This is a genomic window from Ruegeria marina, assembly GCF_900101475.1.
Taxonomy (GTDB): domain Bacteria; phylum Pseudomonadota; class Alphaproteobacteria; order Rhodobacterales; family Rhodobacteraceae; genus Ruegeria_B; species Ruegeria_B marina.
This window is the reverse complement of record NZ_FMZV01000005.1, coordinates 301,425-322,214: the sequence shown is the minus strand read 5'-3', so window position 1 is coordinate 322,214 and position 20,790 is coordinate 301,425. Positions and strand designations below refer to the sequence as shown.

17 protein-coding genes are annotated in these 20,790 nt (G+C 66.3%); 8 read left to right on the top strand and 9 right to left on the bottom strand.

Translation table 11 applies throughout. From position 1 onward, the window contains the following. Positions 1 to 5 precede the first annotated feature (5 nt). The gene (locus tag BLT75_RS10020; protein WP_093030392.1) at positions 6 to 1,295 is read right to left on the bottom strand and encodes an NAD(P)H-dependent oxidoreductase; all 1,290 of its coding nucleotides are present in this window, start codon (positions 1,293 to 1,295) and stop codon (positions 6 to 8) included. Further along, positions 1,292 to 2,212 (bottom strand): alpha/beta fold hydrolase, encoded by a 921-nt coding sequence (locus BLT75_RS10015; protein ID WP_093030578.1) that lies wholly within the window; start codon positions 2,210 to 2,212, stop codon positions 1,292 to 1,294. Before BLT75_RS10015 ends, BLT75_RS10020 begins: the two co-directional genes overlap by 4 nt. A 244-nt stretch (positions 2,213 to 2,456) precedes the next feature. On the opposite strand from BLT75_RS10015, the gene BLT75_RS10010 reads away from it, so the two are divergent. Beyond that, positions 2,457 to 3,965, top strand: coding sequence for a fumarate hydratase (locus tag BLT75_RS10010; protein WP_093030389.1), 1,509 nt, complete (start codon positions 2,457 to 2,459; stop codon positions 3,963 to 3,965). Positions 3,966 to 4,002: 37 nt separating this feature from the next. Here BLT75_RS10010 and BLT75_RS10005 read toward each other — a convergent pair whose 3' ends face one another. The 6 genes from BLT75_RS10005 to BLT75_RS09980 all read right to left on the bottom strand — a co-directional run bounded on the left by BLT75_RS10005 (position 4,003) and on the right by BLT75_RS09980 (position 11,279). Continuing rightward, a complete protein-coding gene (locus BLT75_RS10005; protein WP_176827913.1) occupies positions 4,003 to 5,253 on the bottom strand; it encodes an efflux RND transporter periplasmic adaptor subunit in 1,251 nt (416 codons plus the stop codon). Continuing rightward, on the bottom strand, positions 5,253 to 7,610 hold the full coding sequence (locus BLT75_RS10000; protein ID WP_093030383.1) for an ABC transporter permease: 2,358 nt from the start codon (positions 7,608 to 7,610) through the stop codon (positions 5,253 to 5,255). The genes BLT75_RS10005 and BLT75_RS10000 overlap by 1 nt, the downstream gene beginning before the upstream one ends. A 7-nt stretch (positions 7,611 to 7,617) precedes the next feature. Then, entirely contained in the window at positions 7,618 to 8,325 is a 708-nt protein-coding gene (locus BLT75_RS09995; RefSeq protein WP_093030380.1) for an ABC transporter ATP-binding protein, read from the bottom strand. A 154-nt stretch (positions 8,326 to 8,479) separates the two neighbouring features. Then, on the bottom strand, positions 8,480 to 9,097 hold the full coding sequence (gene leuD / locus BLT75_RS09990) for a 3-isopropylmalate dehydratase small subunit (protein ID WP_093030376.1): 618 nt from the start codon (positions 9,095 to 9,097) through the stop codon (positions 8,480 to 8,482). Then, a complete protein-coding gene (leuC, locus tag BLT75_RS09985) occupies positions 9,097 to 10,503 on the bottom strand; it encodes a 3-isopropylmalate dehydratase large subunit (protein WP_093030373.1) in 1,407 nt (468 codons plus the stop codon). The genes leuD and leuC overlap by 1 nt, the downstream gene beginning before the upstream one ends. After that, the gene (locus BLT75_RS09980) at positions 10,500 to 11,279 is read right to left on the bottom strand and encodes a GntR family transcriptional regulator (protein ID WP_245706450.1); all 780 of its coding nucleotides are present in this window, start codon (positions 11,277 to 11,279) and stop codon (positions 10,500 to 10,502) included. Before BLT75_RS09980 ends, leuC begins: the two co-directional genes overlap by 4 nt. A 131-nt stretch (positions 11,280 to 11,410) precedes the next feature. On the opposite strand from BLT75_RS09980, the gene BLT75_RS09975 reads away from it, so the two are divergent. From BLT75_RS09975 to BLT75_RS09945, 7 genes are read left to right on the top strand one after another with little or no spacing between them, the layout of a single operon-like run. After that, complete coding sequence (locus BLT75_RS09975) at positions 11,411 to 11,977, top strand: tautomerase family protein (RefSeq protein ID WP_093030367.1); 567 nt, start codon at positions 11,411 to 11,413, stop codon at positions 11,975 to 11,977. Continuing rightward, complete coding sequence (locus BLT75_RS09970; RefSeq protein ID WP_093030364.1) at positions 11,974 to 13,668, top strand: hydantoinase B/oxoprolinase family protein; 1,695 nt, start codon at positions 11,974 to 11,976, stop codon at positions 13,666 to 13,668. The genes BLT75_RS09975 and BLT75_RS09970 overlap by 4 nt, the downstream gene beginning before the upstream one ends. Beyond that, on the top strand, positions 13,665 to 15,731 hold the full coding sequence (locus BLT75_RS09965) for a hydantoinase/oxoprolinase family protein (RefSeq protein ID WP_093030361.1): 2,067 nt from the start codon (positions 13,665 to 13,667) through the stop codon (positions 15,729 to 15,731). Before BLT75_RS09970 ends, BLT75_RS09965 begins: the two co-directional genes overlap by 4 nt. Further along, positions 15,728 to 16,348 (top strand): cysteine hydrolase family protein, encoded by a 621-nt coding sequence (locus BLT75_RS09960; protein ID WP_093030359.1) that lies wholly within the window; start codon positions 15,728 to 15,730, stop codon positions 16,346 to 16,348. Before BLT75_RS09965 ends, BLT75_RS09960 begins: the two co-directional genes overlap by 4 nt. Then, positions 16,345 to 17,208: an isocitrate lyase/PEP mutase family protein gene (locus tag BLT75_RS09955; protein ID WP_093030355.1), complete on the top strand. Its 864-nt coding sequence runs from the start codon at positions 16,345 to 16,347 to the stop codon at positions 17,206 to 17,208. Before BLT75_RS09960 ends, BLT75_RS09955 begins: the two co-directional genes overlap by 4 nt. Then, positions 17,192 to 18,580, top strand: a complete 1,389-nt coding sequence (locus BLT75_RS09950; RefSeq protein WP_093030352.1) for an FAD-dependent oxidoreductase — start codon at positions 17,192 to 17,194, stop codon at positions 18,578 to 18,580. Before BLT75_RS09955 ends, BLT75_RS09950 begins: the two co-directional genes overlap by 17 nt. A gap of 50 nt (positions 18,581 to 18,630) precedes the next feature. Continuing rightward, on the top strand, positions 18,631 to 19,722 hold the full coding sequence (locus BLT75_RS09945) for a pyridoxal phosphate-dependent aminotransferase (protein WP_093030349.1): 1,092 nt from the start codon (positions 18,631 to 18,633) through the stop codon (positions 19,720 to 19,722). A gap of 84 nt (positions 19,723 to 19,806) precedes the next feature. Here the strand turns inward: BLT75_RS09945 and BLT75_RS09940 are convergent, their stop codons facing one another. After that, entirely contained in the window at positions 19,807 to 20,790 is a 984-nt protein-coding gene (locus BLT75_RS09940) for a 3-hydroxybutyryl-CoA dehydrogenase (protein ID WP_093030346.1), read from the bottom strand.

Below are 20,790 nucleotides of genomic sequence, written 5' to 3'. Positions count from 1 at the left end.
TGTAGTCATCGCGGCAGGCACCCGCGGTAGAGGTCAAGCACCGGATCGTTGTCCAGGTCCACGTCGCCCAGACGCAGGACCGCCCCGGCGGCCACGTCCCGACGCAACCGCACACGGTGCGCCAACCCGATTGGCAACGCATCCGTCGCCTGACCGATGGGCAGGGCCTTGCCCCAGACGGTGTAGCCGCCTTCCCCGTCCAGCATCTCGCCCGCTTTCAGGGGCCGCTTGGCGACACTGGCCACGGTGCCCCGCATCTCGCGCGACATGCCGGTGGGCTCGTTCCGCAAGGCCGCCGACAGGACGGAAACCGACAATTCCAGCCCGATCAGGTGAAAGGGCTTGTACATCGCCGCGAAACGCCCTGTCGCATCGGTCGGCAATCCGTACTGCCGGAAACAGGCGGCGGCATAGTCGTTCGGGGCTTCGAGCACCACGTAAACCCCCCAGCGCAGGTCGCGATAGACCGGGCGCCCGTCCCGTTCGAGCGAGGAGATCGTTTCGACCATACCGACCCGATCCAGTTGCCCGCCCAGCGCGCGCGGGCGCAGCACATGCGCCAGATCGTCGACCCCGCAGGGTGGAAAGGAGAGGCCCCGTTCAGGCACATCCAGCCCGCAGGCATTGGCGATGGCCACCATCTCGATGGCGCTTTTGGTCCCGTCGAGAAAGGAATTAAACATCTTCGGGTTCATGCCGGCCCGTGCCGCCTCTTCCGCCGTCAGGCCATAATGGTCCCACACCCCGTCCGGAGTGACATCATGGTAGGCAGGCAGGTATTTCGTACCCTTGCCCGCCGCCGCGACGCGAAAACCGGTGGCGCGCGCCCAATCGACCATTTCGGCAACGAGCGCGGGTTGATCGCCATAGGCCATGGAATAGACCGTGCCCGCAGCCCGTGCCGCGCGCGCCAGCGCCGGGCCAGCCAGCACATCGGCCTCGACATTGACCATCACGACATGTTTGCCTCCGGCGATGGCGGCCTGCGCATGGGCGATGCCGGCACGCGGGTCGCCGGTGGCCTCGATGATCACCTCTACATCCGAACGGCCGGCAAGCGCGCGGCCATCCTCGACAAAGGCGGTGGCAGCGATCCGTTCCTCGCTCCAGCCCACGGCCCGGCAGGCCGCGCGCGCCCTCTCCGGGTCGAGATCGGCAATCGCCGTCACTCTCAGGCCGGCAATCGTCGGCACCTGGCTGAGAAACATCGAGCCGAACTTGCCCGCGCCGATCAATGCGGCATTCACGGGATTTCCTGTTTCGGCGCGTTCGCCTGCAAGACGCGCAAGGTTCATGTCATTTCCTTCCTGTGGCCCGGTTCCGACAACGCCATTCCGCGGGCATCCATCACCGCCTGCGCCCAATCGGCAGGCCGCTCCTGCGGCAGGTTGTGGCCTGCACCCCGAAAAACACGGTAGTCGAACGCCCCGGTGAAATGGTCGCGATGCCCGGCCGTTCCGGCGTTGACCCCGTCGCTATCGCCATCGATGGCCACCGTGGGCACGCCAATTGACGGCTGGGCCACAAGTTGCGTCTCGATATGGGCATAGGCCGGATCGCCCGGCACCAGTCCGAACCGATGGCGGTAGGAATGGATCACCACTTCGACGAAATCGGGGTTTTCAAAGGACGCGGCGGTCCTGTCAAAACTCGCGTCATCGAAATCCCACCGCGGCGACCACATCCGCCAGAGCGTGCGCGCCATCGCCCGCCGGTCCCGCGCCAGACCCCGGCGCCCGCGCTCGGAGTGGAAATAGTACTGGTACCAATAGCTCGCCTCGATCTCGGGCGCTTCGGGCTCGCCCGAACGGGGAATGTTCTGAATGTTGTAGGAATTGCCGCTGACCAGCGCCACGACCCGATCCGGCCACAGCGCCGAGACCACGCAGGCGGCCCGGCCGCCCCAGTCATACCCGCCCAGCACCGCCCGTTCGATCCCCAGCGCATCCATCAGCGCCAGCAGGTCGGCCGCCAGCGCCGCCTGTTCGCCCGAGCGGGGCGTCTCCGGCGACAGGAACCGCGTGGGCCCATAGCCGCGCAGCCAGGGCCGGATCACCCGCGCGCCGGCATCTGCCAGCAGCGCGGCGGAGGCGGCAAAGGTCTCCACGTCATAGGGAAAGCCATGGCTCAGGATGCAGGGCCAGCCATCCACCGGGCCAGATTCCAGATAGGCGATGTCCAGAACCCCCGCCCTCACTGATTTCCTGTGCAATCTTCCGGTCTCCAGACGCCGCCGTTTCGCCTGCAGATTGCGCGCAAAACCGCCATCGTGCAAGCCCGCCCTAGGGCGCGAAGCCGCACCGCCCTAAACGGTATGGCAGTGCATACCGGAATCGCGCTAAACCCCGCGGGAACCCCCTGTTCGGCGCTCTGCAACCCACGACGGTGAAACAGGAGAAACAGGCATCCGGGCACGGCCGTGGCAGGCATGCCCCGGCAGACCCAGGAGGAATGTCATGGGCGTAATCCGCGAAAGCGACCTGATCGAAAGTATCGCCGAGGCGCTGCAATACATCTCGTACTATCATCCGACCGATTTCATCAGCGCCATGACCAGCGCCTGGGAGCGCGAGGAAAACCCCGGCGCCAAGGCCGCGATGGCCCAGATCCTCGTCAACTCGCGCATGTGCGCCATGGGCCGCCGTCCGATCTGCCAGGACACCGGCGCCGCCAATATCCATGTCAAGATCGGCGTGCAGGCGAAAACCGATTTCACCCGCTCGCTGCAGGAAATCTGCGACGAGGGGACACGGCAGGGCTATCAGCGTGACACCAACCCGCTGCGCGCTTCGGTCGTGGTCGACCCCTTCGGCACCCGCAAGAACTCGGGCGACAACACGCCCTGCATGCTGACCGTCGAGATGGTGGCGGGCGACAAGATCGACGTCGAGGTTGCGGCCAAGGGCGGCGGTTCGGAAAACAAGTCCAAGTTCACCACGCTGAACCCCTCGGGCAACGTGGCCGACTGGGTGGTGCAGACCGTCGAGACCCTGGGCGCGGGCTGGTGCCCGCCGGGCGTGCTGGGCATCGGCGTCGGCGGCAATGCCGACAAGGCGATGGCCCTGGCCAAACAGGCGCTGAACGAACCGCTGGACATGGCCGACCTCTTGCGCCGCGGCCCTTCGGACAAGACCGAGGAACTGCGGCTGGAAATCTACGAGCGCGTCAATGCGCTGGGGATCGGCGCGCAGGGGCTGGGCGGCGTGACCACCGTGCTTGACGTCAAGATCAAGAGCTTCCCGACCCATGCCGCCTCGCTGCCCGTGGGCCTGATCCCCAACTGCGCGGCCACACGGCATGTGCATTTCACCCTCGATGGTTCCGGCCCGGCCGAATTCACCCCGCCGCCGATGGACCTCTACCCGGAAATCCTGCTGGAAAAGGCCGGGGCGCAGGCGACCAAGCTGGACCTCGACAACCTGACGGACGAGGTTCTGGCCTCGCTGGAACCCGGCCAGACGCTGCTTCTGTCGGGCACGCTCTATACCGGGCGCGATGCGGCCCACAAACGGATGATCGAGATGCTCGACCGCGGCGAGCCGCTGCCGGTCGATCTGAAAGGCAAGGCGATCTACTACGTCGGACCGGTCGATGCCGTGGGCGACGAGGCCATCGGCCCCGCGGGCCCGACCACCTCGACCCGGATGGACAAGTTCACCGACCGTATCCTGGCTGACACGGGACTCAAGGTGATGATCGGCAAGGCCGAGCGCGGCCCGGTGGCGCTGGAGGCGATTGCTAAGCACAAGGCGGCCTATCTGATCGCCGTCGGTGGCGCGGCCTATCTGGTGTCCAAGGCGATCAAGGCGGCCAAACCGGTGGCGTTCCAGGATCTCGGGATGGAGGCGATCTACGAGTTGAAGGTCGAGGACATGCCGGTGACTGTTGCAGTCGACACCCAGGGCAATTCGATCCACATCACCGGCCCCGCCAGGTGGCGGCGCGATCCGGTCGCCGCGAGTTAAGCAGACCAAAGCCGCCCGGCATGTCCGGGCGGCTTTTTCAATCGAACTGGCGTTGCGACACGCGCACCTGATCCTCCAGTTCGGCCGAAGGGAACAGGATAACACGGTCCCCGGCCTCGACACCCGACAATATCTCGGCCTCGCGCCCATTGTTCTGCCCTACCTCGACGCCGGTCAGAACCGCGCGGCCATCGCGGACCACAAACACCGCCCAATCGCCGCCGTTCCGGAACAGCGCCGCCGACGGGGCAACCAACGCATCCTCGGTATCCCAGACGATGATGCGCACCTCGACCCGGTACCCGTGGCCCAGAGAGCGGCGCTCCTCCGCCGGCGTTGCGATCCCGATCGTGACCTCGACCCTTTGCTCCTCGACTCCAAGCGCCGAGAACTTGGTATAGCCATAGGGATCGATCCGACTGACGCTCCCTTTCAGATCGGTTCCGCCGCCCCAGTCGGTGATGATCACCGGATCGCCCAGCTGTGTCCGCACCGCGTCCGAGGACAGGAGTTCAGCCATCACCTCCAGGTCGCCCTGAATGTCGCCGATTTCCAGGATCGGCTCGCCCGCGGGCAGGGTCGTTTCGCTTTTCTGGAAAACCTTCAGGATCGTACCGTCGATCGGCGCGCGCAAGGGGATGCCGTACTCTGCCTGAACACTGTCTGCCAGGGCGTTGGCCAGAGCAATGTCATCGAAACCGATCAGCTGCGCCCGGGCATTCGCGAGTTCCGCTTCGCGCATCGCGATTGCCGCCTGAACCGTGTCCAGGTTCGCGCGTGCAACCCGAGCAGCCTGTTCGGCACGCTCCATCGTCACCTCGCTGGCAACCCCCCGCTCGACCAGCGTTTTGGCCCTCTCCAGATCGCTTTCGGCAAAGTCGTACTTGGCCTGCGCCGCGTTCAGATCGGCATGGGCAAGCCTCAGCGCGGCTTCGGCCGCGGTCACGGCGGCATGGGCCTGTTCACGTGTGCGGACATCCAGAACAGACGGTTTCGCCGGGCGCATCTGCGCGACCACGGTTTCACCGGCGGTGACCCGTTCACCCGGCAGCACGGTCACCCGTTGCAACTCTCCCGCCACGGGCGACGAGACCACGTAAGGTTCCTTGACCCGGGTGCGGCCCTCCTCGTCGATAGTCACCATCATGGGCCCCCGGCGCACCTCGGCCATGTCCACCAGGACCGGGCGGGGCCAGAATGCAAATGCGAGAAACCCGCCAACCAGGAGAATTGCCATTGCGGTCAGGACTGTGCGGGAAACCCTTTTCTTTTGTCTCGGCACGCTCATCACTCTCTGCTTTTCAGGGCCTGAACCAGGTCAGTACGGTCTATATCGCGTTTCACCGCCCAACCCGACACCAGAGCGGCCAGAATGACGATCGCAGTCGCCTGGCCGAAACTTGCAAGGCCGAAACTGGCGGGAATCTGGTAGAGGTCAGTGCTGAACCCGGCGGAAACCGCAAAGCTCAGACCGTAGCCGCCAAGTGCGCCAACAGGCAATGCCAGCAAGGTCACGAACGCCAGTTCCCCCAACAGGACAAAGGCGACCTCGGATCGGGTGAAGCCAAGCACTCGCAATCCCGCAAGATCGCGTTCGCGTTCTGCCTGCGCCACGCGCGCGGCGTTGTAGATGACGCCGAAGGTTATCACCCCCGCAATCGCCGCCATGACATAGCGCATCGCACCCGCGCCCTGATCCATCATCTTGCGAAGGGCCGCGCGGCTTTCGGCCTTGATCGCGACTCCGGCGACCTGTGGCATGTCCTTCAACCGGCGATAAGTCTCGTCGGCCCGGCTGGCATCGACCCGCAAATAGGCGCCCGAGATGCGGCCCGGTTCCGACAGGAGCCGGTTGAGTGCCGCAATCTGCATGAAGGCCGGAGACCCGATCAGGGATTCGGCAACCGCCGAGACCTGAACCTCGACCTTCGGGCGCCGCCCCTCCCGAACATCCAGCGTCACCATCTGCCCGGGGCCGACCTTCAATTCCTGCGCCAGACCGGTGGCCAGGATCAACCCGTCGCCCCGGATGGCGATCGGCCTGGTACCCGCGTCGACCGCCCGGTAAAGCCGCGGCTGCTCGACCATCCCGTTTATCACACCGCGATAGCTGTTCCTGCCGTTCACCATGACCGCGTCCACGACCCGAAACGGTTCCACCTCGATCACGCCAGGTAGAGCGGCCAGGTCAAAGCGGACCTGTTCGGCCACGGGATGGATGAAAGACACCATAAGGTCGCTGCGGTCTATGTCTCCGAAAGTCAACTCGACCATGTCATCGAAACCGGCCAGAATCGAGGCCATCGCCGCAGCCAGCGCGGTGGCGGCCCCGACCCCGGCCACGGCCCCGGACATGCGCAACGGTTCGCGCGCCAGACGGCGCAGAACCATGCGCGTCGGTTGATCCAGCGCCCGTGCCAATGCCCCCCCGAACGGGCGCGCCCGGCTGAAATCCGCGGGCGCCGCAGGGCGCATCGCGACCGCCGGTGTCAACTCGAAGACCCGGCGCAATACAAGCAGGCCCCCCGCCGACGCAGCCAGCAGGCTGGCCCCGAACCCGATCGCGAAACTAGACGGGTCCAACCGGAATACCAGGAACGGGAACTTGTAATAGAGCAGGTAAACATCGACCAGCGCCCGCCCGGCCAGAATTCCGGCGACGCCCCCAAGAACCGCACCGCCCAGGCTGATGATCATCACCAGTCTGAGATAGTGCGAGCCGACCTCCCAATTGCTGTAGCCGAACGCCTTCAACAGTCCGATTTCCCGCCTCTCCGCCTGGATCATGCGCGAAATGACGATGTAGAGAAGAAAGGCCGCCACCGCCATGAATACAGGCGGCACGACGTGAGAAACCTGACGCAAGCCATTGATTTCCTGCGTAATGTATGTGTCCGATGGAAGATCCGCAAGCGCAAAGGCGCCCGCCCCGCCATAGTTTTCCAGCAGGTGGTCTACCTCCGCGATCACGCCGGCCGCTTCGACCCCGCGCGCGGTCGACAAAAGGACCTCGTTAAAGGCCCCTTCCATGTCGAAAACCGCCGCAATCGCGTCCGGAGCCATCAAGAGCACGGCAAACCGACCATCATCGGGCACCATTTCCCCGGGCGCGGTGGTGTACAGGAACTCGGGCGACATCGCGAGGCCGGCAATCCGGAACGCGTGCCGCGCGCCGTTCATCGTGGCCTGTATCCGGTCGCCCGGACCCAGCCCATGCGCCTTGGCAAAACTGTCCAGCAACAGGATTTCGTCTGGCCTGTCCCCGGTGAGCGCACGGCCGGCGGTGACCAGAACGGCATTCAACCGCGGCAAGTCCCGCAACGACAGCGCGCGGGCGCGCACCGGAACCGAAACGCCCGGCAGGTCGATCCGGGCGGCGCCGGTCACCCGGAGCTCGACGGCGGCAACACCCTGAATTTCCTGCAAGTCCTCCAGCAACCGCCCCGGAGCGCGGGTGACCGGCGCATAAACGTCGGCCAGCCGATATCGCTCGTAATAGGCCCGCCTGGTTTCTTCCAGGCTGACGACCAGTCCGCTTTGCATGACCTGAAGCAGAACGCCGACCGCGACGACCAGCGCAATGGCAATCGCCTGACCCTTTATCCGCAACAGGTCGCGAGCCAGCTTTCTGGTCAGAGGGGCCATGCCACGCCTACCATTCGATCTCCTCGGGGCGCAATTTCCTGTCGTTTTCCCTGACCTCGACCACTTGCCCGTCGCTGAAGCGGATCACGCGGTCGGCCATTGCCGCCTGTGAGGCCGCATGGGTAACCACCAGCACCGTCGCGCCAAGAGTCTCGTTGACATCGCGCAAGACCCTCAGGACCGCGCGGCCCGTGGTGCTGTCGAGCGCCCCGGTGGGCTCATCGCAGAACAGCACGTCCGGCTGTTTTGCCACCGCCCGGGCAATGGCGACGCGTTGCTGTTCGCCGCCCGACAGTTGCGAAGGAAAATGATCGGCGCGTTCGGACAATCCGACTAGGGCCAAAGCCTTGTCCGGCTCCATCGGATTGCGGGAAATCTCTGTCACCAGTTCGACGTTCTCGCGCGCGGTCAGGCTCGGCATGAGATTGTAGAACTGAAAGACAAACCCGACATGGTCGCGCCGGTACCTGGTCAACTCTCTGTCGGACATCGTGGTCAGTTCGCGGTCCCGGAACCGGGCCGTCCCCTCGCTGGCCCGATCCAGCCCCCCGATGATGTTGAGCAGCGTCGACTTGCCACTTCCGGACGCGCCAAGCAGGACAACGAATTCCCCCTCCGGGATGTCGAGATCGACACCCCGCAGGGCATGTACGGCGGTTTCCCCCTGACCGTAGATCTTCTTGAGGTTTCGAATGGTATACGTGTTCTCGGTCAAGACCGCACCTTTCGGCTACCTTCGGGCGATAAGCCTGCCCAGCGACACACATGTGCCCGGGGCCAGTCTAGGACTGCATGGCACGCTTCAGCAAGGCAGGCGGGCAAATGCCGGAACACGGGGCGGCGATACACCACACGCCGCTTGCCAGTCGCTAGGAACGCACGGCATTGTCATCCGGAAAGCGGCCCGGATCAGACTGGATGCGGGCACGATAGGCGGCGATTTCCGTCGAATGCTGCCGGGTCAGGTCGATATCGTCCCAGCCGTTCAACAGCTTGGTCCGCCAGACCTCATCCAGTTCGAAAGGCACCGACAGGTCCGCGATCGTCAGCAGCCTGGCCCCCAGATCGGCAGCACCCTGTGCTGTCCCGGTCGACAGGACCTTTGTCAACAAGGCCGCATCGGCCTCGGCCACCCTGGCCGGCAGCAGACCGTTGTTGACCGCATTTCCCGCGAAAATATCGCCAAAGCTTGGCGCCGCGACAACACGCACACCGGCATCGACAAGCGCATAGACCGCCGCTTCGCGCGATGAACCGCTGCCGAAATTGCGCCCCGCCACCAGGATGGTTGCGTCCGGATGGGCGTTGAGCGGAAAATCGGGGGCCGGCTCACCCCGGGCATTGCGCCGGACATCATGCAGCAGGAACCGGCCATAGCCCTGCGTGCGCGGGGTCGACATGAAGCGCGCCGGGATCAGCTGGTCGGTGTCGATATTGGCCATCGGCAGCAACACCGCCTTGCCACGGGTCACGGTCCATCCGGCCATCAGAGCGCCCTCCCCTTCAACAGCGGCCTTACGTCGCTCAGCGTTCCGGTGACGGCTGCCGCCGCCACCATGGCGGGCGACATCAGATGCGTGCGCGCGCCCTTGCCCTGACGGCCGCGAAAATTGCGGTTGGTGGACGAGGCGCATCTCTTCCCCGCCTCGACAAGATCACCGTTCATACCGACACACATGGAACAGCCCGACGCGACCCATTCGAGCCCCGCCTCGACGAATATCCGGTCGAGCCCCTCCTGTTCGGCCTGCGCCTTGACCCGCGCCGATCCGGGCGACACCAGCCCGGGCACCCGCGCCTTGCGCCCGGCCAGCACCGCGGCGGCGGCGCGCAGGTCCTCGATCCGGCCATTTGTGCAGGACCCGATGAAGATCTGGTCGACCGGTGTGCCTGCAAGCGGCCGCCCCGGCACAAGCCCCATGTAGTCGAGCGCGGCGCGGGCGGCCTGTGCCTTGGCAGGCGGCAGGCCCTCGGGGTCCGGCACCAGCGCGTCGATGGGCAGGGCCTGTTCCGGGCTGGTGCCCCAGGTCACGATGGGCGCGATTTGCTCCGCCGAGAGTGCGACATCGCGGTCGAACCGGGCATCGGCATCGCTCGCCAGATTGCGCCAGTTGTCCAGCACTCTTTGCCAATCGTCGCCGTGCGGGGCATGGGGCCTGCCGCGCATATAGGCAAATGTCGTGTCATCCGGCGCCACCATACCCATGCGGCCGCCCCCCTCGATGGTCAGGTTGCACAGGGTCATCCGGCCCTCCATCGAAAGGTTCCGGACGGCGCTGCCGGCATATTCCACGGCATGGCCTTGGGCCCCATCCGCCCCAAGCCGCGCGATCCAGTTCAGCGCGATGTCCTTGGCCGAAACACCGGGCGGCAAATCACCGTCGACGGTGATCCGCAACGCCTGCGGCTTGCGCTGCCAGATTGTCTGAGTGGCCAGGACATGGGCGACTTCGGTCGCCCCTATGCCAAAGGCCAGCGCGCCGAACGCCCCATGGGTCGAGGTATGGCTGTCCCCGCAGGTGATCAGCAGGCCGGGCAGCGTCAGGCCCTGTTCCGGCCCGACCACATGCACGATCCCCTGATCGGGGTCTTCGAGGTCAAACAGCCGCAGCCCATGCCGGGTGGCATTGCCGCGCAGGGTGTCGATCATCCGGGCAATCGCCGGATCGGCCATCGGACCCGTCCTGCGCGTCGGCGCATAATGATCTACCACCGCAAAGGTCAGTCCGGGTTCGGCCACCGGCAGACCCCGCTCGGCCAGTTTTGCAAAGGCGTGGTGCGATCCCTCGTGCACCAGATGCCGGTCGACCCAGAGCAGCGAGGTGCCGTCCTCGCCCTGATGCACCTCGTGCAGCGACCAGAGCCTGTCCAGCAGGGTCAGCGGAGCATTCATCGGGGCGTCTCCTCCAGCGGGGTAATGGCCGGCTCCCAATGGCGGCCTCCTCCATGGTCCACCCGCGTCAGGCTCATGTCGAGGCGGAACATGTCCGGGCGGTAGAGACCGGACAGGAACTCGACCCCCCGCCCCCCGGCATCGCGAACGATCCGGTCCAACGACAACAGCGCCGAGCCTTCGGGCACGCCGAGCGTCGCGGCCACCTCGGGCCCCGCAAGGGCGGCGGATACGGACTGCCGGGCGTCGGCGATTTTCACACCATTGCGTTCCAGCAGCACATGCAGCGGTTCACTGGACAGATCGGCATCCGATATGCCCGCTGCGATCCGAGCGGGAACAAAGGTGGTAAGGTGAGAATAGGCTGTCCCGCCTATACTGCGGGTCCGCCGGGCGATCTGCACCGTCTCGCCCGGTTCCAGCCCCAGCGCCCGCGCCACGTGTTCCGGTGGCTGGTCGATACGGCTCGACAACAGCCGCACCTCGGTCTTGCGCCCGATTTCCACCAGTTGTGGCAGCAGGGTCGAGAAATCCATCGTGACTTGCTGTGGCGCCGTTGAACGGGGCCGGACACGGGTACCGCTCCCCGCGCGCCGCGTCAGAAACCCGTTTTCCGCCAGAGCATCGAGAGCCCGGCGCACGGTCACGCGAGATACTCCGAAATCCTCGGCAAGCTGTTCTTCGCCCGGCAGTTTCTGGCTTGGCTCCAGCCGACCGGCGGAAATCCGTTCCAGCAGCGACAGGTAGACCCGGCGCGATTTCGCGCCCGTGGGCAACCGCGCCCCGCCTCCGGTTTGTATCCCTGCTTCTGCCATTTTCGGCCGTTTGAAAGGAAAGAATTGCCTCTCACTATATCCTGGTTAATTGTATTATCAATGATACAGCTTTCCATCCGGGGAGGGATGCGATGCCGGTGGTCGAACTGCACCTGATCGAAGGATATGGCGAAGAGGACAAGCGCCGCCTGGGACACGCGCTGACGGATGCGGTCCGCTTTGTCGTTCCCGCAGCACCCGAGGGCGTGGTGGTGATGATCCACGAGATGGCGCCAGATGCCTATTTCCGGGGCCGCACCACCAAGACGCCCGCTCCCGCCCTGCCCGACCCGGCCGAGGTGGTGCGCCGCTATCTGGCCGCGATGGAGGCACGCGATCTCGACACCGCCCGCGCCATGCAGGGGGATGGGTTCTTGATGCAGTTTCCCGGCACCGGCCCGATGACCGAGTTGTCCGACCTCGTCGCCTGGGCCGCGCCGCGATACCGGTTCGTGACCAAGACCTATGACGGGTTCGACGCCATGCCCGGCGCGGCCGACGCGGCGGTTGTCTATTGCTACGGCACGCTGTCGGGCGAATGGCTGGATGGCTCCGCATTTTCCGGCATCCGCTTCATCGACCGGTTCGAACTGGTGGCAGGCCGGATCACCCGTCAGGACGTCTGGAACGACATGGCCGAAGTACGGGGGCGCACATGAGCGAAATCGACCCGATCACCCTGTCGGTGCTGGCCGGGCGTATGGAACAGATCGCCGACGAGATGGACGCGACCCTGTTCCGCGCTGCCTTCAACCCGATCATCGCCGAGGCGCATGACGCCAGCCATGGCCTCTATCACGCCGAAACCGGCGACACGCTGGTGCAGGGCAAGTCGGGCCTGCCGATCTTTGTCGGTGTCATGTCCTTTGCCGTGAAGGCGGTGATCGAGAAGACGACCAAGGACGGCGACCTGGCCGATGGCGACATCTTCATCTTCAACGATGCCCATATCGGCGGTACGCATCTGAGCGACATGCGCCTGGTGCGCCCCTATTTCCGCGAAGGGAAACTGTTCTGCTGGCTGGCCTCGGTCGGGCATTGGCACGATGTCGGCGGCGCGGTGCCGGGCAATTACAACCCCGCCGCCACCGAGGTGTTCCAGGAGGCGTTCGTGCTGCCCCCGGTGCGGCTGGCCCGTGCGGGCGTGGTCAACCAGGACATCATCGACATCCTGCTGCGCAACACCCGCCTGCCGCAATCGGCGCAGGGCGATCTGAACGGCCAGTTGGGCGCGCTGGATCTGGGCGCGCGGCGGATGGACGAGCTGTTGGATGAGTACGGCGCCGACACGGTGCAGGCCGCGCTTGTCGCGCTGGGCACCCGGGCGGAACTATTGATGCGCTCGGAGCTCGCGGCCATTCCCGACGGGCGCTGGGAGGCCGAGGATTTTCTGGACAACGACGGAATTGCCGACACGCCCCTGCCGATCAAGGTGGCGCTGAGCGTCACCGGCGACCGGATGCATCTGGATTTCACCGGCTCGGCCCCGAAATGCGCGGGCCCCGTCAACATCGCGCTTCCCACCACGATTGCGACCGTATACGTGGCGATCAAGCATATCTTTCCGCTCCTGCCCGCCAATGCGGGCGTCATGCGACCCATCGACGTTACTGTCCCTCAGGGCTCGATTCTGTCGGCGGAATTTCCAGCCCCCACAGGCGGCTATACCGAAACCATCCTGCGAATGATCGACGTGGTATTCTGCGCATTTGCCCAGGCGGTGCCGGACCGGGTGGTGGCCAATGCCTATGGCACCATCAATGCGCTCTCGATCGCCGGGCGGCGCAGCAACGGCAAGCCATGGGTAATGTTCAGCTTCTACGGCGGCGGCCATGGCGGATCGCCCGAAGGCGACGGGCTGAACCACGGCAATGCGCCGATCTCGACTGCGACCATCCCGCCTCTGGAAATCCTTGAAGCCGCCTATCCGGTGATGTTCCGGCAATGGGCGCTGCGGCGCGACAGCGCCGGCGCGGGTCGGCATCGCGGCGGGCTGGGCGCGGTCTACGAGATCGAGGTGCTGGAGGAAAACGGCGCCGAAGGTTTTCTGTTCGGCGAGCGCGGCCGCTTTGCCCCCAAGGGCGTGGCCGGTGGGCAGGAGGGCGCGCTGAACGTGTTCTCCTACCAGCAGGACACGGAGTGGCCGCACCCGCCGCTGGTGTCGAAGATGCGCGGCATCCGCCTGAAACAGGGCGAGGCGGTGCGGCTGGAAACCCCCGGTGGCGGCGGCTACGGGCCGCCCTCTGAACGCGACCCGGCCGCCGTGGCGCTGGACGTGGCGCGCGACTATCTGAGCGCGGCCGAGGCCGACCGCCTTTATGGCAGCACCTGGCGCGAGGCAACCCGATGAGTGGCAAGATGATCGGCGTCGATGTCGGCGGCACCTTCACGGATATCTTCGTCCTGGATGAAAGCGACGGATCGGCCCGCGTCGGCAAGGTGCCGACCTCGCGCCCCGACCAGTCGTCGGGTTTCCTTCAGGGTATCACCGAAGCGGTCGCCGATATCGGCGGCGTCGGCGTGGTGGTGCATGGCACCACGGCGGGCACCAACGCCCTGCTCGAACGCAAGGGCGCCCGGACGGGGGTGATCTGCACGGAAGGGCTGCGCGACGTGCTGGAAATGCGCCGCCGCGACCGGCCCCGCACCTGGGGCCTGCGCGGCAATTTCGAGCCGGTGGTGGACCGGCGCGACCGGCTGGAGGTACCCGAACGCACGCTGGCGGATGGCACCATCCGCACGCCCGTGGACCTTGACGCAGTGCGCGCCGCCGCCCGGCAGCTGCAAGACCGGGGCTGCGTCGCCGTTGCGGTCTTGTTCGCCAATGCCTATGCCAACCCCGCCAACGAGGCGGCGGCCGTGGCCGCGCTACGCGAGATCTGGCCCAACGAACATGTCTCGGCCTCCTCCGAGATCCTGCCCGAGATCCGCGAATACGAGCGGTTCTCGACCACCGCGCTCAACGCCTATCTGCAACCCGAGGTCTCGGGCTATCTCGGGCGGCTGGGGGATGCGCTCGACAAGGCCGGGTTCGGCGGCGAATTCATGATCGTGCAGTCGAATGGCGGGGTCATGGACGTTGACACCGCCTGCCGTTTCCCGATCCGCACCGCCCTGTCGGGTCCGGCGGCAGGGGTGATCGCCGCAGGCTATATCGCCCGTTCAGCCGGGTTCGACAACGTGATCACCGGCGACATGGGCGGCACCAGTTTCGATGTCTCGCTGATCGCCGAGGGACGGTCGATGCTGGCACCGCAAACCTCGATCGACTTCGGCATGGTGGTGCGGACCCCGATGATCGAGATTACCACCATTGGCGCGGGCGGCGGCTCCATCGCCTGGGTCGACAGGGGCGGACTGCTGAACATCGGCCCGGAAAGCGCGGGCTCGGACCCGGGGCCGGTGGCCTACGGGCTGGGCAACGACCGCCCCACCGTGACCGATGCCAACGTGGTGCTAGGCCGCATCGATCCCGAGAATCCCATCGGCGGCAAGCTTTCGCGGCTCGATGTCGAGGCCGCCGCGCGCGCCATCGACGCCCATGTCGGGCAGCCGCTGGGACTGGATACGCTGGCGGCGGCCGAGGCGATCCTGCGGGTCGCCAATTCGCGCATGGCCGGGGCCTTGCGGCTGGTCAGCATCGAGCGCGGCTTCGACCCCAAGAAATTCGCCTTCATGCCCTTTGGCGGCGGGGGCGCGCTGCACGCGGGGGCGATGCTGGCCGAGGTGGGAATCGCCCGCGCCATCGTGCCGCGCTATCCCGGCGTGACCTCGGCGCTGGGCTGCGTGATCGCCGACATGCGGCAGGATTTCGTGCAGACGATCAACGCCATGCTCGACGGGTTGGACACCGGCGCGCTGGGCGCGGTGATGCAAGACCACCACGACCGCGGCATGGCAATGCTGGAAGCCGCCGGAACCCGGTTCGAGGCGCGCGAGGCGAGGTTCGAACTTGACATGGCCTATGTCGGGCAAACCCACACCGTGCCGGTGCCGATCCCGGTCGCGGTCGCCGAGGGCAAGGTTCACCCTCCGACACAGGACGAGATCGGCGCTGCTTTCGATGCCGTCTATCGCGATACGTTCGGACGCCTCCTGCCCGGCGGCGTGCGGCGCATCCTCAACCTGCGCAGCGCGGTCACCGGCCTGCGGCCCAAGTTCGACCTCGCCACGCTGGCCCCGACAGCGACGGACCCGGCCCGGCCCAAATCCACCCGCAAGGTGCATTTCGGCACCGGCTGGCAGGACACGGCCATCTTCGACCGCCTCTCGTTGCCGGTCGGAACGTTAATTTCCGGCCCGGCGATCCTCGAACAGCCCGATACCACGGTTCTGATCGAACCGGGGCTGGTGGGACGGGTCGATCACCTGGGCAATGTCATCCTCGAAACCGGACCGGAGGCAGGCAGATGAGCGACCCGAAAGACTGGACCCTGACGCAGACCGCCCTGCTGACCATCGACCTGCAAAACGACTTCCTGCATCCCGATGGCGCCTATGGCCGGGCCGGACAGGGGGCGGCGGCCATCGCCGCGCTGCCCGCCCGCATCGCGCCACTGGTTCAGGCACTGAGGGCAAAGGGCGGGCTTTACATATCGGCCCAGTTCACGCTGGTGCCCGGCCCGGGTGGCGACCCCCTGATCTCGCCCCATCTCAAGGCGCTGCGCCCCTTTCTGAAGCGGGGAGATTTCGCGCCGGGCAGTTTCGGCCACCAATTGGTCGATACGCTGCAACCCGCCGATTTCACGGTCGAGAAAGTGGCCTATTCCGCCTTCTACCAGACCCGGCTGGAATATATCCTGCGTGCGATGGGCATCCGCCAGTTGATCGTCGGCGGCATCGTCACCAATGGCGGTGTCGCCTCGACCCTGCGCGACGCGCATCTGCGCGACATCGACACCGTGATGCTGACCAATGGCTGTGCCGCCTTCCGCGACGAGGTCCACGACGCCACCCTGCTGTCACTGGGCACGGTCACGCATCAGATGACCTGCACCGAGGCGCTTGACTGGCTGGAGGGCGCGGCATGACGCTCAGGACAAGACTGCTTTCGGACAGGATCGTCCTGGCGCCCGGCATCTACGATGGCCTGACCGCGCTGATCGCCGAGCAGGCGGGGTTCGAGGCGCTCTATCTCAGCGGCGCGGCGGTTGCCTATACGCGGCTCGGCCGGCCCGATATCGGCCTGACCTCGGTCACCGAAATGGCCGAGACCATGAGCCTTATCGCCGACCGGACCAACCTGCCGGTGATCATCGACGCCGATACCGGTTTCGGCAACGCACTGAACGCCCAGCGTACCATGCGGCTCTATGAACGTGCAGGCGCCGCGGCGCTCCAGGTCGAGGACCAGACCTATCCCAAACGCTGCGGCCACCTGAAGGACAAGGCGCTGATCCCGGCCGCCGAGATGGCGGGCAAGATCGCCGCCATGGCCGACGCGCGCCGGTCCGACGACACGCTGATCATCGCCCGCACCGACGCCATCGCGGTCGAAGGGTTCGACACGGCGCTGGAGCGCGCCGAAACCTACCTGGCCGCCGGCGCCGATGTCCTTTTCATCGAGGCCCCGCAGACCGATACGCAACTCTCGGCCATCGCGGACCGGTTCGCGTCACGCGTGCCCCTGCTGGCCAACATGGTCGAGGGCGGGGCAACGCCGATCCGTTCGGCCGAAGCTTTGCAGGCGCTTGGGTTCCGCATTGTCATCTTTCCCGGCGGTATCGTGCGGGCGCTGGCCCATGCCGCGCGCGACTATTACGGCAGCCTTCACGCGCATGGCACCACTGCACCGTTCAGGGAGCGAATGTACGACTTTGCCGGACTGAACGAAGTGATCGGAACCGGCGAGATGCTGGAGCGTGGCAAACGCTATGACCCCGGACAGTGAACCGCGCGTAGCGCCGCCGCCCGCGATCTTCGATGTGGCGTGCCAGACGGTGATCATCGGCGCCGGGGCCTGTGGGCTGGTGGCAGCCCTTGCGGCGCGGGAAGCCGGACAGGAGGTTCTGGTGGTCGAAGCCGATGCGCTGCCGCGCGGCTCGACCGCGCTTTCGGCCGGGCTGATCCCGGCACCAGGCACGTCGATGCAGCGCGCGGCGGGCATCGAGGACAGCGCGGCACTGTTCGCGCAGGATATCCAGGCCAAGGCCAAGGGACAGAACGACCCGGAGCTGGTCGAAACTCTGGCTGCCGGGGCCGGGCCGGTCATCGACTGGCTGGCCGAGCGCCACGGACTGCCGTTTTCGATCGTCACCGATTTCGACTATCCCGGCCACAGCCGGCGCCGAATGCATGGCCTGCCCAGCCGGTCGGGGGCCGAACTGATCGACGCGCTGCGGCAGACCTGCGAGGCGCAGGGAATCGACATCGTCTGTTCCCGCCGCGCCCGTGTCCTGCACATGGAGAACGGCCGGGTGCGCGGGGTCACTGTCTTCGGCCCGGACGGCACCGGCGAAAGCATCGGCTGCGACCGGCTGATCCTGGCCTGCAACGGGTTCGGCGGCAACCGGCACCTGGTGGCCAGCCACATGCCTGAAATCCGCGAGGCGCTCTGGTTCGGTCATGACGGCAACCGGGGTGAGGCGGTGCTCTGGGGAGAGGCGCTGGGGGCCGATCTGCGGCATCTCGGGGCCTATCAGGGGCACGGTAACGTCGCCCACCCGCACGGCATCCTGATCACCTGGGCGGTGATCACGTCAGGCGGGGTGCAGGTCAACCGCGACGGCCGGCGGTTCTGGGATGAAGCCCAAGGCTATTCCGAGGCCGCACGCGCGGTGATGGCCCAGCCGGGGAGCGAGGCATTTGCGATCTTCGACGCACGTATCGCAGCCATCGCCCGCCAGTTCGAGGATTTCCGCCGCGCCGAAGCCGCAGGCGCGATCCGGCAGGCGGAGACGCCCGTGGCGCTGGCCCGGCTGCTTGGCCTGCCGCCCGACACATTGGCCGAGACGCTGCGCGACCTGCCGAAAAACGGAACAGATACATTTGGCAGAACGTTCCAGCCCCCGCCCCTCGCCCCGCCCTATTGCGGCGTGCGCGTGACGGGCGCGCTGTTTCACACCCAGGGCGGCTTGCGCACCGACGCGCAAGCCCGTGTCCTGCGCCCCGATGGCCAGCCGGTTCCCGGCCTTTTCGCCGGCGGCGGCGCAGCCTGCGGCATGTCGGGCAGCGGCGACAGCGGTTACCTGTCCGGCAACGGCCTGTTGAGCGCGGTCGTCCTGGGCCGGATCGCGGGAGCATACAGCGAGGCTCAGGCTTGAACCCGCCCGCAAATCACCATCTGACATAATCGACCAAAGCCGAGGATCACATGCGCCCGACACCCTACCTTGCCCCGATGCCCCTGCGCGGCCGCATCGGCAGGCCCCAGCCCAAGGGGCTGCCGGTCGTCAACATGGGCTACAATGAACTGCCCTATCCCCCCCTGCCCGCAATCCGCGCCGCGATGGAGGAGACCGCCGCCTGCGCGCAATCCTACGGCAGCCCGCATTGCGACGCGCTGCGCGATGCGTTGGGGGCGGCACATGGGCTCGATCCTGAACAGATCGTCTGCGGCAATGGGTCGGAGGAGTTGCTGGACGTCATCGCCCGCTGTTTCGCGCGGCCCGGCGACGAGATCCTGATCTCGGAATTCGGTTATATCCAGTTCGCGCTGACCGCCAACCGCGTGGGTGCAACACTGATCAAGGCGGGGGAGCGCGACTATTGCAGCGATGTCGACGCCCTGCTGGCGGCGGTCACCGACCGCACCCGGCTGCTGTTTCTGGCCAATCCCAATAACCCGACCGGCACCATGCTGGAATTGGACGAGCTGGCCCGTCTGGCAGATGATCTGCCTGCGCAGGTCGTGCTGGTCCTCGACCTTGCCTATGGCGAGTTCGCCGCTCCAGGCTATTGCTCGGCGGTGCACCAATTGGCCGCCCAATTCGAGAATGTCGTGGTCACGCGCACGTTTTCCAAGGCCTATGGCCTTGCCGGCGCCCGCGTCGGCTGGTGCCATGCGCCCGGATGGATGGTTCCGGTCCTCTATGCCGCGCGCGGCATGGGAACGGTCAATGCGATGGCGCAGGCGGGGGCGGTGACGGGTCTTGCCGATCCGGAGGCCATCCAGGCGCGCGTCGACGCGATCGTGTCGGAGCGTGAACGCCTGAGCGGCGCGCTTGGGCAACTGGGGCTGGTTGTCGTGCCGAGCCGCACCAATTTCCTGATGGCAAGGTTTCGCGAGGGCGATCCGGCCCGGACCGAGGCGCTGGTCGAGCATCTGTTCGAGGATGCGGGGATCGTCGTCAACCGCACCCGCGAGACGGGCCTGGAAGAGTTCTTCCGCTTCTCGCTGTCGCTGCCCGAGCACAACGACCTGCTGCTGGACAGTGTCCGCAGGTTCATCGGACCCACTTCGTGAGGACACACGTGGGGGGCTAGCCCCCCACACCCCCCAGAGTATTTCCGACCAGAAAGAAGCAGGCGCGCGATTTGCGGCACGCAGTCATTCGCCCTTGACCGGCATCTTGTCGAGGTGCCGCAGCATGGCGGCAAAGGCGCCGATGCGTTCCTTCTGGTAGGCCGCGACATCAAGCCCGTCGTAGTCGAGAAAGCCCTGCCCGTCACGCAGGCCGCGCCGGCCCTCGGCCATGTTGGTCTCGATGATCCCGGGGGCGGCGAACCTGTCCTGCCCGGTGGCGCGCGTCATGTAGCGGCTGGCATGATAGAGGATATCGCCACCACCCCAGTCGATGAACTCCAGAAGGCCCAGCACCGCGAAACGGAAGCCGAACCCGTATTTCGTGGCCTTGTCGATATCGGCGTTGCTGGCGACGCCCTCTTCGACCAGGCGAGCGGCCTCGTTCATCGCCAGCGCCTGGATGCGCGGCACGATATAGCCGGGGCTGGCGGCACAGGTGACAGGCACCTTGCCGATCCGTTCGAGCAGGCCGATGAGCCGCGCCGTCACCGCCGGATCGGTGGCATCGCCCGGCGATAGCTCGACCAGCGGCACCAGATAGGCGGGGTTCAGCCAATGGGCGTTCAGGAACCGTTCGGGCGGCGAGACGAAACCCTGCAGATCGTTCGACAGGATGGTCGAGGTGGTCGAGGCGATGACCGCATCCGGGTCGGCATGACGCGACAGGGTATCAAAAACCTCGCGCTTGGCCTCCAGCGTCTCGGGCACGCCTTCGAAGATGAAGGGGACGCCGTCCAGCGCGCGCGCCAGATCATCATGACCGTGAATATGGATGCGCGCCAGCATCCCGTCGGCCTCCTCCGCCCGCATCAGCCCGACCTCGGCCATCAGCAGGAAGATCGAACGCAGTTCAGCCAGGATTTCCGTCTTGAGCCTGTCGAACTGCTGCGCCGATCGCGGCTTGGCGTCGATCAGGCGGACCGGATGGCCGGAATAGGCGAAGGCCACCGCCATGCCGCGGCCCATGCGCCCTGCCCCGACCGCCGCAATGGTTTCCCGCTCTACCAT

Bases quoted from the DNA above. Each gene is read 5' to 3' on its own strand.
- BLT75_RS09975 (WP_093030367.1), top strand. From the start codon at position 11,411: ATGCCGGTGGTCGAACTGCACCTGATCGAAGGATATGGCGAAGAGGAC.
- BLT75_RS10010 (WP_093030389.1), top strand. From the start codon at position 2,457: ATGGGCGTAATCCGCGAAAGCGACCTGATCGAAAGTATCGCCGAGGCG.
- BLT75_RS10000 (WP_093030383.1), bottom strand. From the start codon at position 7,610: ATGGCCCCTCTGACCAGAAAGCTGGCTCGCGACCTGTTGCGGATAAAG.
- BLT75_RS09955 (WP_093030355.1), top strand. From the start codon at position 16,345: ATGACGCTCAGGACAAGACTGCTTTCGGACAGGATCGTCCTGGCGCCC.
- leuC (WP_093030373.1), bottom strand. From the start codon at position 10,503: ATGAATGCTCCGCTGACCCTGCTGGACAGGCTCTGGTCGCTGCACGAG.
- BLT75_RS10005 (WP_176827913.1), bottom strand. From the start codon at position 5,253: ATGAGCGTGCCGAGACAAAAGAAAAGGGTTTCCCGCACAGTCCTGACC.
- BLT75_RS09970 (WP_093030364.1), top strand. From the start codon at position 11,974: ATGAGCGAAATCGACCCGATCACCCTGTCGGTGCTGGCCGGGCGTATG.
- BLT75_RS09940 (WP_093030346.1), bottom strand. From the start codon at position 20,790: ATGGTAGAGCGGGAAACCATTGCGGCGGTCGGGGCAGGGCGCATGGGC.
- BLT75_RS09965 (WP_093030361.1), top strand. From the start codon at position 13,665: ATGAGTGGCAAGATGATCGGCGTCGATGTCGGCGGCACCTTCACGGAT.
- BLT75_RS10020 (WP_093030392.1), bottom strand. From the start codon at position 1,295: ATGAACCTTGCGCGTCTTGCAGGCGAACGCGCCGAAACAGGAAATCCC.
- BLT75_RS09945 (WP_093030349.1), top strand. From the start codon at position 18,631: ATGCGCCCGACACCCTACCTTGCCCCGATGCCCCTGCGCGGCCGCATC.
- BLT75_RS09950 (WP_093030352.1), top strand. From the start codon at position 17,192: ATGACCCCGGACAGTGAACCGCGCGTAGCGCCGCCGCCCGCGATCTTC.
- BLT75_RS09960 (WP_093030359.1), top strand. From the start codon at position 15,728: ATGAGCGACCCGAAAGACTGGACCCTGACGCAGACCGCCCTGCTGACC.
- leuD (WP_093030376.1), bottom strand. From the start codon at position 9,097: ATGGCCGGATGGACCGTGACCCGTGGCAAGGCGGTGTTGCTGCCGATG.